The organism is Paraburkholderia jirisanensis (genome assembly GCF_054782355.1).
Genome location: NZ_BAAGSQ010000026.1, coordinates 1 through 17,194 on the forward strand (window position 1 = coordinate 1; position 17,194 = coordinate 17,194).

Here is a 17,194-nt window from a genome sequence, read left to right on the forward strand (position 1 = left end):
CATCGACAACACCGCGCTCGCCGATCTGATGGCGGAGGCTGGCCTCACGCATGGCGGGTTCTACAAGCACTTCGAGTCGAAGGAACAGGTGGCGATCGAGGCGTTGCAACTGGCGCTAGACGACATGCGCGAATCGCTGGCAAAGAAAATGGAGCACGCGCCGGGCAATCAAAGCTTCACTGCGGCGTTTGCCGACTACCTGTCGCCCGAACACCGCGACGACCAGAGCGGCGGCTGCTTTTTTGTTGCACTGGCAAGTGAACTGGCGCGCGGCAGCGATCAGATGCGCGACAAGGCGACGGCCGGCATGGTCAGTCTTATCGACCTGATCGCCAGCCACCTCACCGAACTGCCGCCTGCCGCGGCCAAAAAGAAAGCGCTCGTCATCGTGTCGACGATGATTGGCGCGTTGACCGTGGCGCGCATGGTCAACGACGAGAAGTTGTCAGCCTCGATCCTGCGCGAGGCTCGAAAGGCGCTGCTGCAATAGGCCGCCTTGCGCGGGCGCCGCGGACACTGCCGGTGCTTGTTGCGCCGGTGCCTGTTGCGCGATACCCGTCGACCAGCCACCGCCCAACGCACGGAATGCCGCGACCGCAGCGCGCGCCGCATCTGCGCGCGTGGCATCGAGATCGTCGCGTGCAACCAGCAGTTGCCGGTCCGCATCCAGCACGTCTGTGAGCGTGATCGAGCCAGCCCGGTAGGCCCGCTCGGACAGGTCGCGAGCGCGCTGCAACGATGCCACTTCGCCATCCAGTTCCACGCGGCGCGCCTGCGTTTCGGTCAGCGACACGAACGCGTTTTCGACGTCTTCGGCTGCCTTCAGCACGGTTTGCCGATACACGGCCAGCGCTTCCGCATTTGCGCCACGCGCGGACTGCACTTCGGCGTCCACCTTGCCGAAGTCGAACAGACGCCAGCGCAATCCGCCGGTAATCGCCGGCTGGAACGCACGTGCAGTGAACAGATCGTTGGTGTTCAAACTGTCGAAGCCCAGCAACCCCGATAGCGACAGCTTCGGATAGTAGTCGGACAGCGCCGCGCCGATCCGCTCGTTCGACGCCGCGAGACGGCGTTCGGCGGCGATCACGTCAGGGCGCCGGCGTAACACGTCGGTCGGGCTCGCTTGCGCGGTGATCGGCGGTATCGCCGGAATGGCGCCCGCTTGCCCGTTTGCCTGTCCGTTTGCTGGCGTGAGCTCGCTTGCGTAAGTGCCTGGCTGCGCCCCCATCAGCACGTCGAGCCGGTTCAACTGCGCGGACAGATTGGCACGCAGCGTCGGCACCACGGTCCTCGCTTGCCTCAGCAACGCCTCGGCCTGCGCGATCTCCCGTTCATCGGCCGCGCCCGCATGGCGACGCGCACGCACGAGTTCGAGCAGCTTCGCGTCGGTTTCGATCTGATCCTGCGCGACCGCAAGACGCGCCTGGAAGCCGCGCACCTGTAGATACGCATCGGCTGCATCCGCGGCCACCGTCACCCGCGTGCCCAGTTGATCGGCCTGCGCGGCCTGCAACTCGCCCGCCGCCGCGGCCGCATTGCGCCGCAAGCCGCCCGCCAGATCGATTTCCCAGCTCGCCGCAGCACCTACCGTGTATTCGCGCTGGTCGCGGCTATAACCGGGGAAAGTCCGCGCAAGCGAACCCACCGGACTCGTCAAGCTTTGATGCTCGGCGGTGGCCGACGCATCGAGATCGAGCGTCGGTAACAGCTGCGCACCGGCCGACTGCGCCACTGCGCGCGCCTGCTGCACGCGTGCAAACGCAGCGGCCAGATCGAGGTTTTGCGCCAGCGCACGATTGACAATCGTGACCAACATCGGATCGTCGAAGCCCGTCCACCATGTATCGAGCGGCGGCGCCGTGCGCTGCGCACCATCGCTTGCTGCGCTGGGCGTGTGCTGGAACGGCTGAAGTTGCGTGGCGGGCGGCACGTAGTCGGGTCCGACTGCGCAGCCGGCCAACAGCGACACCAGCGACGCGAGCGACAATCCCATCCACTGCGCGAGCCTGTTTGCGCGCGGCAACGCGCGCGTCTCCATGAGCTTGATCATTCAGCACGCTCCTTGCGGCCGAACCGGCGAATAAACACATAAAACGCCGGCGTAAACAACAGGCCGAAGCCGGTCACACCCAACATGCCGAACAGCACCGCGGTGCCAAGCGACTGCCGCATTTCCGCGCCCGCGCCGGTCGCGACTGCGAGCGGGGCAACACCCAGAATGAACGCGAACGACGTCATCAGAATCGGCCGCAGACGCGTACGTGCCGCATGCACGGCTGCAGACACGGCCGACGACCCCTCGTTCTCCTTCTGCCGCGCGAATTCGACGATCAGAATGGCGTTCTTCGCCGCCAGCCCCACCAGCACCACAAAGCCGATCTGCGCGAGGATATCGATCGGCATGCCGCGCAGCGAGAGGCCGGTGACCGACGCGAGAATACACATCGGCACGATCAGCACGATCGCGAGCGGCAGCTTCCAGCTTTCGTATTGCGCGACCAGCACGAGGAACACGAACAATGCCGCTGCGCCAAACACCACCAGTGTCGGCGTGCCGCGTTGCTGCTGCTGATACGCGAGCTCGGTCCATTCGAAGCTGATGCCTTGCGGCAGCACCTGATGCGCGAGCACCTCCATCTGGTGCAACGCGGTACCCGTCGCCACGCCAGGCGCCGCAACACCTTGCACTTCGGCCGCCGGGTACAGGTTGTAGCGCGGCACGCGGTACGGAATCGTGCGGTCCCGCAGTTGTGCGACCGTGCCGATCGGCACCATCTCGCCAGCCTGATTGCGCGCCTTCAGCCGCGTGATGTCATTAGCCGTGCGGCGGAAGCTGCCGTCGGCCTGCACGATCACTTCATAGGTACGGCCCAGATAGTTGAAGTCGTTCACATACTGCGAGCCCAGATACACCTGTAGCGTCGCGAACACGTCGGTGGGCGTGAGGCCCACTTTCTGCGCCTTCACGCGGTCGATATCGGCGAACACCGAAGGCGAGCCTGCATTGAACAGCGTAAATGCACCCGCGAAATGCGGATCTTTGTTGGCCGCCGCGACCAGCGCTTTGGCTGCATTGACCAGCGCTTCGGAACCCAGGCCGCCGCGGTCCTCCAGCATCATCTTGAAGCCGCCCGCACTGCCGATGCCCTGCACCGGCGGCGGCGGGATCGTCAGCACGTACGCGTCCTTGATCACCGACAGGCGCTTGCGCAGATCGGCCAGCACCGTATTGGCCGTCACGCCGGGCAGCTCGTGGTTATACAGCGACGGCAAGCCCGAAAACACCGTACCCGCATTGGACGCGACCGTCAGCGTGGTCGCGTCGAGCCCGACAAACGGCGCAACGTGTTCGATACCCTTGGTGTGCAGAACGATGTCGGCGGCCTGACGCACCACTTTTTCCGTGCGTTCTAGCGACGCGCCCGGCGGCAGCTGGATCACGGTAATCAGATAGCCCTGATCCTGTTCCGGAATAAAGCCCGTCGGCGTGCGCGAAAACTGGAACCCCGTCAGACCGATCAGCGCGACGTAGATAACCAGCATGATGGTCAACCCACCCACCAGCCGGCGGGTGAGATTGCCGTAGCCGAACGACAGCTTTTCGAAACCGCGGTTGAAGCTGTCGAAGCTCGCGTGAAGCATGCGCGACGCCCAGCCTCGATGAGTCTCGTCATGCGCTTCATGCGGCTTGAACAGCACCGCGCACAGCGCCGGGCTCAGCGTCAGCGAAACGAAACACGAGATCACGGTCGACGCAGCGATGGTCACCGCGAACTGCCTGAAAAACAGCCCTGAAATACCGCTCAGGAACGCCGACGGCACGAACACCGCGCACAACGTCAGCGCGATCGACAACAGCGCGCCGCCCACTTCGTCCATCGTGTAGTGCGCGGCTTCGACCGGCGACATACCCGCGCGCATATTGCGTTCGACGTTTTCGACCACGACGATCGCATCGTCGACGACAATCCCCACCGCCAGCACCAGCCCGAATAGCGAAAGATTGTTCAGCGATATGCCGAACATCGCGAGCACGATAAACGAGCCCAGCAGCGACACCGGAATCGCGACCACCGGAATAATCGTCGCGCGCCAGTTCTGCAGGAACACGAACACCACGCCGACCACCAGCAGGATCGCGATGAAAATCGTCAGCACCACCTCATGGACCGACTTGCCGATAAAGATGGTCGGATCGTAGATGATCTCGTAGTCGAGGCCAGCGGGGAAATCCTTCTGCAGCGCCCGCATGGATTCGTGCACTTCCTTCTCGACGGCCAGCGAGTTGGCACCCGGCTCCGCATAGATCAGCAGACAAGAGGCGTCCTTGAGATCCTTGAATGCCGTCGAGCCGTAATCGGCGGCCCCGACTTCGACGCGGCCGACGTCGCGCACGCGCGTCACGCGCCCTTGCCCATCCGACTTCACGACGATGTCGGCGAACTGATCAGGCGTGCTGAGCCGGCCAAGCGCCTCGACGTTGATCTGATACGCGGCATTGGTTGCGACAGGCGGCTGATTCAACACACCCGCCGATACCTGCAGATTCTGCGCACGCAATGCGTTCAGCACTTCGCTCGCGGTCAGATTGTTCGCGGCCACCTTGTCCGGATCGATCCAGATACGCATCGCGTACTCGCGCGCGCCTTGGAACTGCACGTCGCCAACGCCCTGCAAGCGCGCCAGCGTGTCTTTCACGTGCAGCGTTGCATAGTTCGACAGATAGAGCGTGTCGCGCGTGTTGTCCGGCGAGTACAAGTGCACCGCCAGCAAGATGCTCGGCGTCGACTTGCGCACTTGCACACCTAAGCGCTGCACGTCTTCAGGCAGCCGCGGCAACGCATCCTGCACGCGATTTTGCGTGAGCATCTGCGCGACGTTCAGATCGGTGCCGATGCGAAACGTCACAGTCACAGTAAGACGTCCGTCGCCGGTCGACTGGCTGCTCATGTACAACATATTCTCGACGCCGTTGATCTGCTGCTCGAGCGGCGTCGCCACGGTGCGTGCAATCGTCTCCGCCGATGCACCAGGATAGGACGTGGTGATCTGCACCGTCGGCGGCACGATCTCGGGATACTGCGCGACCGGCAGCACGAACATCGCACCGAGGCCGATCAAGGTCAAAAACGCACTGACGACCGTCGCGAACCGCGGCCGGTCGATAAAGAAATGGGCAATCCGCATGGCTTGGGTATCCGCTAGTTCTGTTCCGCCTGGTAGCGAATCGCACCATCGCGCGTCGCCACCTTCGCGCCCGGTGCGGCATACGGCAAGCCGTCGACGATCACGCGGTCGCTGCCGGACAGGCCGGAACTGATCACGCGCAGGCCGCCGCGCAGGTCGCCGGTCTCGACACGCTTGGGCACCACCGTGCCGTCGGCCGCGACCGTCAACACGAGGTGCTCGGACTGGTCGGGCAACACCGCTGCGTCGGGTACCAGCAAGGTTGCGGCGGGACGCGCAACGGCCAGCCGCACGCGTGAGAATTCGCCGGGCGTCAACAGCAGGTCGGCATTGCGCACCGTCGCGCGAGCGTGGATCGTGCCGCTCGAACGGTCGATCGCGTTGTCGATGAAATCGAGCGTGCCGTTGCGGGTGTAGTCGGTGGTGTTGCCCGACGCGAGTTCGACGCGATTCGCGAGTGCGCTGCGCGCATCGCCGCGGAAGTGCTGGAACGTTTGATAGTCCGCTTCGCTCATGTCGAAATCCAGATAGATCGGATCGAGCGAGACGAGCGTGGCCAGCAGTGTGGTCGGGCTCGTGGCCGCGCGGCTACCTGCCACCAGATTGCCGATCGACACAAGATGCCGGCCGATGCGACCGGTAAACGGCGCACTGATGCGGCAATGATCGAGGTCGAAACGGGCGTCGCGAATCTGCGCCTGCGCGTCGTCGAGCGCCGCTTGCGCGGTGTGCAGTTCGGAGGTGCGCTGCTCGACGGTTTCCCTGGTGCCTGCGTCGTTGCGTTCAAGCTCCTCGGCCCGCGCCAGTTCCTGTTTCGCCAGCACCAGACGCGCAGCTGAGGTCTGCTGCTGCGCCTGCGCCTGTGCAAGCCGGATCTCGTACGGCACCGGGTCGATCGTGAACAGCAGATCGCCCTTGTGCACGATGTCGCCATCCTTGAAGTGAATGCCCGTTAGCGTGCCGCCCACCTGCGCGCGCATTTCCACTTGATCCACCGCCGAGAACTGGCCGAGAAAGCCCAGACGCGTATCGAGTTCGCGGACCAACGGATGACTAACCGTCACTTCATGCAATGGCGCCGCTTTTGCTGGTGCAGCGTCGTCACTGGCCCCGTGCCTGTGATAGAACCAGGTACCGCCGCCGGCGATCGCAATAGCCGCCACGATCGCTGCTACCCTGACGCGGCCTTTCGCGTTGTCGGATTGGCCGCGGCGCACGAGCACGTCGTCCGGTCGAGTTTTAGTATCCACCTGCAATCACCCTCGAGAACTGAAGACATCGCCTGGGCGAAGACCTTCGAACAATTAGATGTTGATAACACTCCAAGACGGGTTAGATTACATGTGAAATCTATCTGGTCAAGCGCTTTCATATTTCTACCCGCGCAGCAATACTGGTCTTCCCTCGGCAAATCCTTTGCCTGCATGGCTTTGACGGATTGTTCGTGCCTGCCGGTATCTGTGTTCACAGGCAACCGATATATACGTATAACGGCTTGCGCTAATCTGCCGCTGCCGATGATCTTCCAGACATGACATCGACAGAATGCCGGCGCAAGCGTGTAACACGCGTCCATTCTTTTGCGGCATGTTGAAGTGCTCCCTCCTACCCTGTCCTTCTTCTGTCGCGGCGCACGGCCAGCACCGTGCGCTTTTTTTTGGCGAGTACGATAGATGGTCTGCACGAGCGTGGTGTGTGAAGACGCACACGAAGGCGAGCATGGCGCATTGGCGGAAATGCCCTCAAGGTTGTCGCGAACGGCGATACCCGCTGCTTGTCGTGCGGGATAGACTGCGCTCCGTTGTAGCTCTCGTCGTGGCTCAAGCATCGCGATGAGCGCTTGTCTCTGTCAGACCGGAACAGGAGAAGAGCGTGAACGATACGGACAAGATCGAACAGCATTACGGGCAAGCCAGCTTGATCGAGCGCTTGCAACAGGCACTGAACGCAGACGGCCTCGGCGAAAAAGCGTTGAGCGTGCAAGACCTCGCACCACTGGATCAATTTCATTCGCGCGGCCTCGAAGCCACAGTAGAACTCGCGCAAGCGCTGCAAGTCGACCGGCAAGCCCGCGTGCTCGATATTGGCTCGGGTTTAGGTGGACCTTCCCGCTATCTGGCGGCGAACTATGGCTGCACGGTAACGGGCATCGACCTCAATCAGCCCTACGTCGATGCGGCGAAATTCCTCGCGGAACGAACCGGGCTTGCGGACCAGGTCAGCTACCACTGCGCAAATGCGCTATCGCTTCCGTTCGATGCGGACTCGTTCGATCTCGCGTGGACACAGCATGTCGCGATGAACATCGCGGATCGCGCCACCTTGTATAAAGAGGCATTTCGCGTATTGCGGCCGGGCGGCCAGCTTGCGATATACGACGTCGTGGCGGCTTCCGACGCGCCTTTGCACTATCCGGTGCCGTGGGCACTCACTGCGCAGACCAGCTTCCTGGTCACCGCGGAACAGATGCGCAATCTGTTGCTCGAGCAGAAATTCCGCGTTGCCGCGTGGTCGGATAGCACGCAGGCGGGCATCGACTGGTTCACGCAACGGGAGAAAGCCTTCGCAAGCCAGCCGGCCAGGCATGCGCTCGGCCTGCACGTTGTGATGGGGCCGGGCTTCGCTGAAATGACGAAGAATCTCGCGCGCAACCTGCGCGAAGGGCGGGCCGGGCTCATACAGGCGATCGTTACGAAGCCCTAGGCACGTTCAATCGTGCGCCTGCCATCGTGCCGCTTGTCACCATACGTTTGTCGCCATACGCTTGTCACCACGGCCACGCGATGCGCATGCCTTTCGCACCGGCCAGTGTGCTCTGGTAAAGCAGCCGGGCGACCGTGAGATCCTGCAACGCAAGCCCGGTCATGTCGAATACGGTGATATCGCCGGCGGCGCGCGCGAAACCGGCTTCGTCCGTCAGCAACGCGCCGATCTCGATGCACGGAAGCGCCGGTGCCCACTGGCACTCTCCAATCGATCGCGCCTGCTCGATATCGTCGACGACGATGCGAGCGCGCTCAAGCACCCCTTGCGGTAACTCGCGCTTGCCGGCCGTATCGGCGCCTACACAGGTCAGATGCGTGCCGGGCTGTACCGCCTCCTCGGCGTCGAACAGAACGCTGCCGCCCGGCGTAGCGGTGATCACCACGTCGCTGTTTGCGACGGCCTCGTCGCGATCGGTGGCCAGTTGAATCGCGCATCGGCTGCGAAACAGGGACTCGAAACCTTCATCCGGTTCGCCGGACACACTGACATACCGCACGTCGCGCAGGCCAGGCAGAATCCGCAACGCGTAGGTCAGCTGGACACGCGCCTGAACACCGGTTCCGAAGATCGACAGATGCGTGCTATCCGCGCGCGCCAGCCGCTGTAAACCCAGGCCGCCGGCCGCACCCGTGCGAGCCGTGGTTATAGCATTGCCATCCAGCATACAAAGCGGCCGGCCGGTAGCAGGATCGCACAACATGATGGTTGCCTGATGCGGTTCGCCACCAAGCTGCCGGTTATTCGGCCAGAATCCCGCGGCCTTGAAACCGAGCAGATTCTGATCCGCCACATCGCCTGATTTGATGCCGAAGATGCCGCCGGTATGGAGCTTCTCCCTGACCACCGGGAACACCCGGCCTACGCGCCGGCTGTGCAGCACGAAGGCTTCCCGCACCGCCGACAGCACGTCCGCGGTGCGCAGCGCTTCTTCTACCGTGTCCTTGTCGATAAGCAGGAGTGTTGCGTCAGTGGGCATGACGGAGACCGTTAAATGGCGAACTCGATACGGATATTTTGTCCATAACTAGACAAATAGTCAAGATAACCGGATACCCGTCGTGGAGCACGACGCTCGCCTACACATTCTTCGTAACACTGGATAAACTGTCGAACATGGCAAAACGCAAAGTCAAATCAGAGCAAGAGTCTCTGCTGGAGCAGGTCCAAGGCATCGCACAGGGGCTAGGCGAGATGTTCGCGCCGTTCACCGAGGTCGTCGTGCACGATCTGCGCACACCGAAACATGCCATTCTGGCCATCCACAACAACCTTTCCGGAAGATCCGTCGGCGACCCGGCAACCGAGCTCGGTTTGGCGCGGATCGCAGACGCCGCGTATCCGCCGGTACTCGCGAATTACGCAAACCGCTTTTCGGATGGCCGCACCGCGAAGAGCACGTCGATCGGCATCAAAGACTCGACCGGCAACTACATTGCGGCGCTTTGTCTGAACGTCGACGTCACGCTGTTCCGCGGAATGCAGGCGATCCTCGGGCAGTTTTGCAACACGGAAGGCACGCCTGTCAAAGAATCGCTGGATCCTGCCAACGCGGACGCGATCCGCGAACGCATCGATGTATTTGCGACGAAGCTGGCCACCACGCCGCACATGCTCAAGACCGAGCAGCGCAAGGAACTGATGCAGGAATTGAAAGACGAGGGCTATCTGGAGGTGCGTCGCGCGATGGAGATCGTTGCCCAGCATCTCGGTGTATCGCGCGCGACGGTTTATAACGACGCGAAATAACGCGTGGCCGGCTGAACCGGCTTCTTCGCACCGGTTGCACAAAAAGCGTCACCCCTGCCAGGCTTCGCCGGCGGGAAAGTGGTACTTGTCGAGTGACGCCGCGTGCATTTCGATGCTATAACCCGGCCGTTGCGGCGGCATGTAACGGCCATTGCGAATCACAACCGGATCGACGAAATGCTCGTGCAAATGATCGACGTACTCAAGCACGCGGTTTTCCAGCGAGCCCGACACGCAGATATAGTCGAACAGCGAAATATGCTGCACGTATTCGCACAATCCGACGCCGCCCGCATGCGGACACACCGGCACGCCGAATTTTGCCGCCATCAGCAGCACGACGATCACTTCGTTCAATCCGCCTAGACGGCAACTGTCGATCTGGCAAAAGTCGATCGCGTTGGCCTGCAGCAACTGTTTGAACATCACGCGGTTATGGCAATGCTCGCCGGTTGCGACGCCGATCGTACCAAGCCGCTCGCGTATCGCCGCATGGCCCAGAATATCGTCGGGGCTCGTCGGCTCCTCGATCCACCACGGGTCGAACTCCGCAAGACGCCGCATGTTCGAGACCGCTTCGTCCACATCCCACACCTGGTTTGCGTCCATCATCAGCTTCAGGTCCGCACCGATCTCTTCGCGCAGAATGCGGGCACGCCGCACGTCTTCGTCGAGATTGCCGCCTACTTTCTGCTTGAAATGCGTCCAGCCTTGCGCCACACCTTCGCGCGCAAGACGGCGAATCTTGTCGTCGTCGTAGCCGAGCCAGCCGGCCGACGTCGTATACGCGGGATAACCCTGAGCAAGCATCGCCTTCTCACGCTCGCCTTTGGTTCTTGCATGACGATGCAGCATCGCAAGTGCTTCATATGGCGTGATGGCGTCGGTCACGTAGCGAAAGTCGAGGCAGCGCACCAACTCTTCCGGGCTCATATCGACCAGCAGCTTCCACACAGGCTTGCCGACCGACTTCGCCCATAAATCCCACACCGCATTGACCACCGCCGCCGTTGCGAGATGAATTGCGCCCTTGTCGGGGCCAATCCAGCGCAATTGACTATCGGATGTGAAGGCCCGCCAGAACGCGCCCATATTCGCCGCAATATCTTCGAGCTTCTTGCCGACGATGAGCGGCGACAGCGCATTGACCGCTGTCACGCAGATTTCATTGCCGCGGCCGATGGTAAACGTCAGGCCATGGCCGGTGAGCGGCTGCGGCGCATCGGTCTCGAGCGTCACATAAGTGGCCGAGTAGTCCGGCGCGGCATTCATTGCATCGGAACCGTCGAGCGAGCGCGAAGTGGGAAAGCGGATGTCGCGCACAGACAGTTTCGTGATCGTGGTCATCTGGGCATCCTCCGGGAGCAATGAGTCGGCTTGCGTATGCAGCGAAGACAAACGAAGCGCTTCGCATGCATATCGTTGCGCATGCAAGCTTAAGGACGCGCCAGGGATTTGCACGCGTTGACAACACGGGATCCACTTCCTAGCATGCTAGCATGTCCTTAGGAAATCAAGCGCGCCGTGAGCTCTTCATCCGATGCAGCGAGTGCCGTTAGTGATCCGTACGTTGCACTGCAGAAGATCAAGGGCGGTGAGCGCGTCAGCTTGACCGACGCGGTAGAACAGGCGCTAAGAGATGCGATCGTGACGCTGGCGCTGGAACCCGGAATGATGATCGACAAGATAGCCGTCTGCGAGCGGATGGGCGTGTCGCGCTTTCCGGTCTCGGCGGCACTGGCAAGGCTTGCGCACGCCGGTCTTGTCGAGGTATTGCCGCAGCGCGGCACGCGCGTCAAACCGATCGCGCTCGACGACATCCGTCAGCACCTGTTCATTCGTAGTGCGCTCGAAGTGGAGACCGTGCGCGCCGTTGCGCTGCTGCGCGATCAGGCCACACTCGACGCGCTGGCCGCCAATCTCGAGCAGCAACGCGATCTGGCCGGCAAGGGTCAGCGTCTTACGTTTCATGGTCTCGATCTGGCGTTTCACGAAATCCTGCTGGATGCGGTGAAGCTGCCGCGAGTGAAAGAAATCGTCGCGGTATCGCGCAATGCGCTGGATCGCGCGAGGCAACTGCTGGCAAGCCCCAAACGGCTTGCGCATACATTCGATGAGCATGAACGCATCTTTGCGGCGATTCGTGACGGCGACGCAGATGCGGCAGGCAAGGCCATGCATGACCATCTCGATCAGGTCGTCGCTGAATTGCGCCGGTCCGCAAAAGCGCGGCCGGGCCTTTTCGAGCCTTAAACATGCAGGCAATACGTCAACTCCAACCCACATAGTGTGCAGCGCGATCGGCACCATGAACCCTTTAATCTCGGTCAGCAGGCTCAGTAAAAGCTTTCCCGGCGTGAGGGCACTGCACGAAGTCCGCTTCGAACTGATGCCCGGCGAAGTGCATGCGTTGATGGGCGAGAACGGCGCGGGCAAATCGACGCTGATGAAAATTCTCGCGGGCGTCTATACGCGAGATTCGGGCGAGATCGTCTACGACGGCCGGCCCGTCGATTTCTCGAGCCCGCGCGATGCGCAAGCGGTCGGCGTCGGCATCATTCATCAGGAACTGCATCTGATGAATCATCTGAGCGTCGCGCAGAACATTTTCATCGGCCGCGAACCGCGCATGGGTCTCGGCCTGTTCCTCGATGAGAACAAGCTCAACGCACAGGCACGCGAGATTCTCGGCCGCATGCATGTGAATCTGAATCCGCGCACGGTGGTCGGCACGTTGACGGTTGCCAGCCAGCAGATGGTCGAGATCGCCAAGGCCTTGTCGTTCGATTCGCGCGTGCTGATCATGGACGAGCCCACTTCGGCGCTCAACGACACCGAGATCGCCGAGCTGTTCCGCATCATCCGGCAATTGAAGGAACGCGGCGTCGGCATCGTCTACATCTCGCACAAGATGGACGAGCTCAAGCAGATCGCCGATCGCGTCACCGTGCTGCGCGACGGCGAATATGTCGCGACGGTTTCCGCGCACGAAACCAGCGTAGAGACGATCATCGGCATGATGGTCGGTCGCACGCTAAACGACGCCGCCCGTGTCGAAAACACTGCGCAGGCAGGCGACGTCGCGCTCGAAGTGCGGCATCTGAACGCCGGCCCATTGGTCAGGGACGTCAGCTTCGTGCTGCGCAAAGGCGAAATTCTCGGCTTCGCTGGCCTGATGGGCGCGGGCCGCACAGAAGTGGCGCGCGCGGTGTTCGGTGCAGACCCGATCGAATCCGGCGAAATTCTGGTGAACGGCGCCAGCGCGTCGATCAAAAAGCCGTGCGACGCGGTGAAGCGCGGCATCGGCTACCTGTCCGAAGACCGCAAGCGCTTCGGGCTCGCCACCGGCATGGACGTCGAAGCGAACATCGTCATGTCGAATCTCCGCGAATTCCTGTCGTTCAATACGTTCCTGCGCCGCACGCAAATGCGCAAGCGCGCGTTGCACTTCATCAACCTGCTGGCGATCCGCACGCCGTCGGCGACACAGCCGGTGCGGCTGCTATCGGGCGGCAACCAGCAAAAGATCGTCATTGCCAAGTGGCTCGAGCGCGACTGCGACGTGCTGTTCTTCGACGAGCCCACACGCGGCATCGACGTCGGCGCGAAAAGCGAAATCTACAAGCTGCTGCGCGCGCTCGCGGCGCAAGGCAAAGCCATTGTGATGATCTCGTCGGAGCTACCGGAGATTTTGCGCATGAGCGACCGCATCGTCGTGATGTGCGAGGGCCGTATTACCGGCGAACTGTCCGCCGGCGACGCAACGCAGGAACGCATCATGCACCTCGCGACCCTGCGCGAAAGCCTGCAAGCGGCGTGAGTATTCCAGCAGCAGCGCATCAGTACCGTATCAGCACCCAAAGGTCCCTTACATGACACTGCAATCGGATATGGCGGCACCGGCTGACGAACGGCGCACGACGAGCCTCAGGGCCCGCATCTTCGCGCCCACGGCGCTGCAAAAGATGCTTGCGTTCACAAGTCTGATCCTGCTGCTGATCTTTTTCAGCTTCGCTTCGCCCGCCTTCATGCAGATGGACAACATCCTCGGCATCCTGCAGGCGACCGCAGTGAACGGCGTGCTGGCAATCGCCAGCACGTTCGTGATCATCACCGGCGGCATCGACCTGTCGGTCGGCACGCTGATGACGTTTACCGCCGTGATTTGCGGGGTATTTCTCACCTACTGGCATTTGCCGATGTGGGTCGGCATCGTCGCGGCGATCGCCACCGGCGCACTGTGCGGGACGATCTCCGGCACCTTGACCGCGAAAATGAAGATCCCGCCGTTCATCGCGACGCTCGGCATGATGTTGCTGCTCAAGGGGCTCTCGCTGGTAGTTTCGGTCGACAAGCCGATCTACTTCACCGACACGGAAAACTTCTACATGATCTCGCAGGATTCGCTGATCGGCTATTTTCTGCCGAGCGTGCCGATCCCGAACGCGGTGTTGATCCTGTTCGTTCTCGCTATCGTGAGTTCCATCACGCTGAACCGCACCGCACTGGGCCGCTATACATTCGCGCTCGGCAGCAATGAAGAAGCAGTACGCCTTTCCGGCGTGAACGTGGATCGATGGAAGATCTGCATTTACGGCGTAGGCGGTGCGATTTGCGGCATCGCCGGCTTGCTGATGGCATCGCGTCTGAATTCGGCGCAGCCGGCACTTGGGCAAGGCTACGAGCTTGAAGCGATCGCCGCGGTCGTGATCGGCGGCACGTCGCTTAGCGGCGGCTCGGGCACCATTCTCGGCACCATCATCGGCGCGTTCATCATGAGCGTGCTGACCAACGGCCTGCGCATCATGTCGGTGGCGCAGGAATGGCAGATCGTGGTGACCGGTCTGATCATCATTCTCGCGGTCTATGCGGATATCCTGCGCCGCAAGAAAAGCTGACGCAGCACAGCAACCATGGCAACGGCACTACCTGGAGGTTTCATCAACAGCTGCGAATCAATAGCCACCTTTGGAGGAGAACCAGAATGTCGAAAACAAGACTTATCGGAATTGCGGTCGGCGTCGCTGCCCTGTTCGGCGCGATCGGTGTAGCGCAGGCGGATGAGCCGTACATCCCGCTGATCTCGAAGGGCTTCCAGCATCAGTTCTGGCAGGCGGTCAAAGCGGGCGCGGAACAGTCCGCGAAGGAAAACAAAGTCAGGATCACATTCGAAGGCCCGGAAACGGAGGCCATGGTCGACAAGCAGGTCGACATGCTGTCGGCTGCGCTGGCGAAAAAACCGCAGGCGCTCGGCATCGCGGCGCTCGATAGCAAGGCCGAAATTCCGCTGCTCAAGCGGGCGCAGAACAGCAAGATTCCGGTCATCGCATTCGACTCCGGCGTAGACAGCGACATTCCGCTCACCACCTGCGCGACGGACAATCTCGCCGCTGCCGCGCTCGCGGCCGACAAGATGGCCGAGCTGATCGGCAACGCCGGCGACGTCGGCGTGATCGTCCACGATCAGACCAGCCGCACCGGTATCGACCGCCGCGACGGCTTTCTGAACGAGATGAAAGCGAAGCACCCGAACATCAAGATCGTCTCCGTGCAATACGGCGGCGGCGACCATCTGAAATCCGCTGAAATCGCCAAGGCGATGATCCAGGCGAACCCGAATATCAAAGGAATCTTCGGCGCTAACGAGGGTTCGGCGGAAGGCGCGGCAATCGGCGTGAAGGAGTCGGGCAAGAAGCTCGTGCTGATCGGCTACGACTCGGGCAAGGAACAGAAAGAGGATATCAACTCCGGCCTGATGGCCGGCGCCATCACGCAGAATCCGGTTGGTATCGGCAAGTGCGTGGTCGAATCCGCGGTGAAGGCCTTGAAGGGCGAGAAACTGCCGAAGAAAGTCGACACCGGCTTTTACTGGTACGACAAGAGCAATATGAACGATCCGAAGATCGCGGCCGTGCTTTACGATTGAACGGCGTTGGCAATCGGTGATGATGGAGGAAGAGCGGCGCTCTTCCTCTTCTACCGTCTACCAGCCATATTTCATCTCGACGCCGACATAGTCCGCATTGCTTGCGCCGAGCCGGCGCAGCGAATCGCCTACCGCAAAATGCACGGCTTCTACCGAAGCAATCAGATTCGCCTTGACCTCCCAGTCGGCACGCAGTTGCGTGTACACACCGGTCCATAACGCACCGCGTCCGGCCGTACCCGGCACCACGGCGCTACCTTGCTGATACACCGCATCAGCCGTCGTGACCCGCCACTGGAAGCCGACGCCGGCAAGCAATGTGAGCTTGCTGGAAGGCTTCAAGGTCAGGCTCGGTTTGACGTGAATCAAATTGGCGTACCCGGTGTAGCCTGCCAGCGCAAAGTAGTAGCCGTTCGGAAACAGCGGATTGAAGGTCTCGACGCGGCCATCACCCGGATGACGATCACCCGAAGCCGCGTCGACCTGCAAGCCAACGCGCGGCGCCCACGCGGTATCGAACGTATAGCCTGCAATCGAACCAAGTGCCCACGCAGCAATCGTCTTGTTGCCGACATGCCCGGACTGATACATCGTCTCGATGTCCCAGTCCGTGGGGCCGGCCTTGCCGGTATAACGCAAATCGAATACATCGCGATGCTCGTCGCCGGTTGCGTCGAGAAAATGCGCACCGCTGCGGTTGTAGCGCGAGTAGTAGCCGGATACATCCCCAGGTCCCGCGTCCTGGCGCTCGAAACGCACGCCGCTGAAGGTCAGATGCCGGTTCGACACGTCGTCGAATGCCGAGACCGGCCGGTTTTGCACCGGTTGCGTTGCATAGCCGATCACGCGCCACTTGCTGAATTCATAGTCGGCCCAGATTGCATCGAAGGTCTGTCTGACGTTCGTGCCGTCCCGCACTGCAATGAAGCGTTGCAAGTCGAACGCCATTTCCTGGCGGCCGATTCGTAATTTGACGGTTCCCGGTCCGAGCGCGCTGGACCACGCAACGAAGCCTTGCTCGAGATCGAGCGGATTCTTATCGACCGGCGACACCAGATCTTTGTCGAATGCGCGCGCGTCTTCCAGCTGCACAAAGAATTGCAGGTGCTTGCCGATGCGTGCATCCGCACTCACCTCGGCGCGCTGGATCACGTACGTATCCGGGCGCGCCGCACCGAGACCGAACAGTGGCGCATCGTTGACTTCGAGCCGTTCGCGCAGGTTTGCTCCAAGCGACAGATACGAATCCGGGTCGCCGCCAAGCGGAATGTATTTCAATTCGTCGAGCGGTTCGCGCGGTACGCAGGAATTCGCCAGCACCGACCAGTCTTCCTGCCAGCGGTTGAACATCACGACGGGCCGTTTCGCGTTGCAACTGGACGCTGTGGCGGTCCCCGGTGCAGCATAAGCTTCGGTGTCCGCGCGCGCCTTGCAACTGATCAGCGCCAGCAGTCCCGCGAACACGATCATCAGATAAGCGGCCACGTCCACAGCGGGAAACGAACGCGGCCGTGTGGGCTCAGACATCTACTCTCCTGCAGGAATACCGGGTGCGCCGGAGCGCGT

General features: G+C 61.6%; 13 protein-coding genes. 7 read left to right on the forward strand and 6 right to left on the reverse strand.

The window, feature by feature from the left end:
• Positions 1-490, forward strand: a 490-nt coding sequence (locus tag ACYVNQ_RS16485; RefSeq protein WP_460903616.1) for a TetR/AcrR family transcriptional regulator, incomplete at its 5' end; no start/stop codon positions are given.
• Here the strand turns inward: ACYVNQ_RS16485 and ACYVNQ_RS16490 are convergent.
• Genes ACYVNQ_RS16490 through ACYVNQ_RS16500 form a run of 3 tightly spaced genes read right to left on the reverse strand, consistent with a single transcriptional unit; the run spans position 446 to position 6,440 of the window.
• Positions 446-1,996, reverse strand: a complete 1,551-nt coding sequence (locus ACYVNQ_RS16490; protein ID WP_460904940.1) for an efflux transporter outer membrane subunit — start codon at positions 1,994-1,996, stop codon at positions 446-448. The two genes, ACYVNQ_RS16485 and ACYVNQ_RS16490, sit on opposite strands and share 45 nt — an antisense overlap.
• A gap of 53 nt (positions 1,997-2,049) precedes the next feature.
• Positions 2,050-5,190 (reverse strand): efflux RND transporter permease subunit, encoded by a 3,141-nt coding sequence (locus tag ACYVNQ_RS16495; protein ID WP_460903617.1) that lies wholly within the window; start codon positions 5,188-5,190, stop codon positions 2,050-2,052.
• A gap of 14 nt (positions 5,191-5,204) precedes the next feature.
• Entirely contained in the window at positions 5,205-6,440 is a 1,236-nt protein-coding gene (locus tag ACYVNQ_RS16500) for an efflux RND transporter periplasmic adaptor subunit (protein ID WP_460903618.1), read from the reverse strand.
• 622 nt (positions 6,441-7,062) lie between these two features.
• Between ACYVNQ_RS16500 and ACYVNQ_RS16505 the strand changes: the two genes are divergently transcribed.
• Entirely contained in the window at positions 7,063-7,893 is an 831-nt protein-coding gene (locus tag ACYVNQ_RS16505; RefSeq protein WP_460903619.1) for a class I SAM-dependent methyltransferase, read from the forward strand.
• A gap of 64 nt (positions 7,894-7,957) precedes the next feature.
• On the opposite strand, the gene ACYVNQ_RS16510 is transcribed toward ACYVNQ_RS16505, so the two are convergent.
• The gene (locus tag ACYVNQ_RS16510) at positions 7,958-8,932 is read right to left on the reverse strand and encodes an ornithine cyclodeaminase family protein (RefSeq protein ID WP_460903620.1); all 975 of its coding nucleotides are present in this window, start codon (positions 8,930-8,932) and stop codon (positions 7,958-7,960) included.
• 137 nt (positions 8,933-9,069) lie between these two features.
• Here ACYVNQ_RS16510 and ACYVNQ_RS16515 point away from each other — a divergent pair, with 137 nt between their 5' ends.
• The gene (locus ACYVNQ_RS16515; RefSeq protein WP_460903621.1) at positions 9,070-9,702 is read left to right on the forward strand and encodes a helix-turn-helix transcriptional regulator; all 633 of its coding nucleotides are present in this window, start codon (positions 9,070-9,072) and stop codon (positions 9,700-9,702) included.
• 48 nt (positions 9,703-9,750) lie between these two features.
• On the opposite strand, the gene ACYVNQ_RS16520 is transcribed toward ACYVNQ_RS16515, so the two are convergent.
• Positions 9,751-11,049 (reverse strand): L-fuconate dehydratase, encoded by a 1,299-nt coding sequence (locus ACYVNQ_RS16520; protein ID WP_460903623.1) that lies wholly within the window; start codon positions 11,047-11,049, stop codon positions 9,751-9,753.
• Positions 11,050-11,226: 177 nt separating this feature from the next.
• On the opposite strand from ACYVNQ_RS16520, the gene ACYVNQ_RS16525 reads away from it, so the two are divergent.
• The 4 genes from ACYVNQ_RS16525 (at position 11,227) to ACYVNQ_RS16540 (ending at position 15,628) form a co-directional block, all read left to right on the forward strand.
• Positions 11,227-11,955 (forward strand): GntR family transcriptional regulator, encoded by a 729-nt coding sequence (locus tag ACYVNQ_RS16525; protein ID WP_460903624.1) that lies wholly within the window; start codon positions 11,227-11,229, stop codon positions 11,953-11,955.
• Between the two features lie 55 nt (positions 11,956-12,010).
• Positions 12,011-13,522 carry a sugar ABC transporter ATP-binding protein gene (locus tag ACYVNQ_RS16530; protein ID WP_460903625.1) on the forward strand — a complete coding sequence of 504 codons (1,512 nt, stop codon included), beginning with the start codon at positions 12,011-12,013 and terminating at the stop codon, positions 13,520-13,522.
• A gap of 52 nt (positions 13,523-13,574) precedes the next feature.
• On the forward strand, positions 13,575-14,600 hold the full coding sequence (locus ACYVNQ_RS16535) for an ABC transporter permease (protein WP_460903626.1): 1,026 nt from the start codon (positions 13,575-13,577) through the stop codon (positions 14,598-14,600).
• A gap of 86 nt (positions 14,601-14,686) precedes the next feature.
• A complete protein-coding gene (locus tag ACYVNQ_RS16540; RefSeq protein WP_460903627.1) occupies positions 14,687-15,628 on the forward strand; it encodes a substrate-binding domain-containing protein in 942 nt (313 codons plus the stop codon).
• Positions 15,629-15,685: 57 nt separating this feature from the next.
• On the opposite strand, the gene ACYVNQ_RS16545 is transcribed toward ACYVNQ_RS16540, so the two are convergent.
• Positions 15,686-17,155, reverse strand: coding sequence for an alginate export family protein (locus ACYVNQ_RS16545; RefSeq protein WP_460903628.1), 1,470 nt, complete (start codon positions 17,153-17,155; stop codon positions 15,686-15,688).
• Between the last annotated feature and the right edge of the window lie 39 nt (positions 17,156-17,194).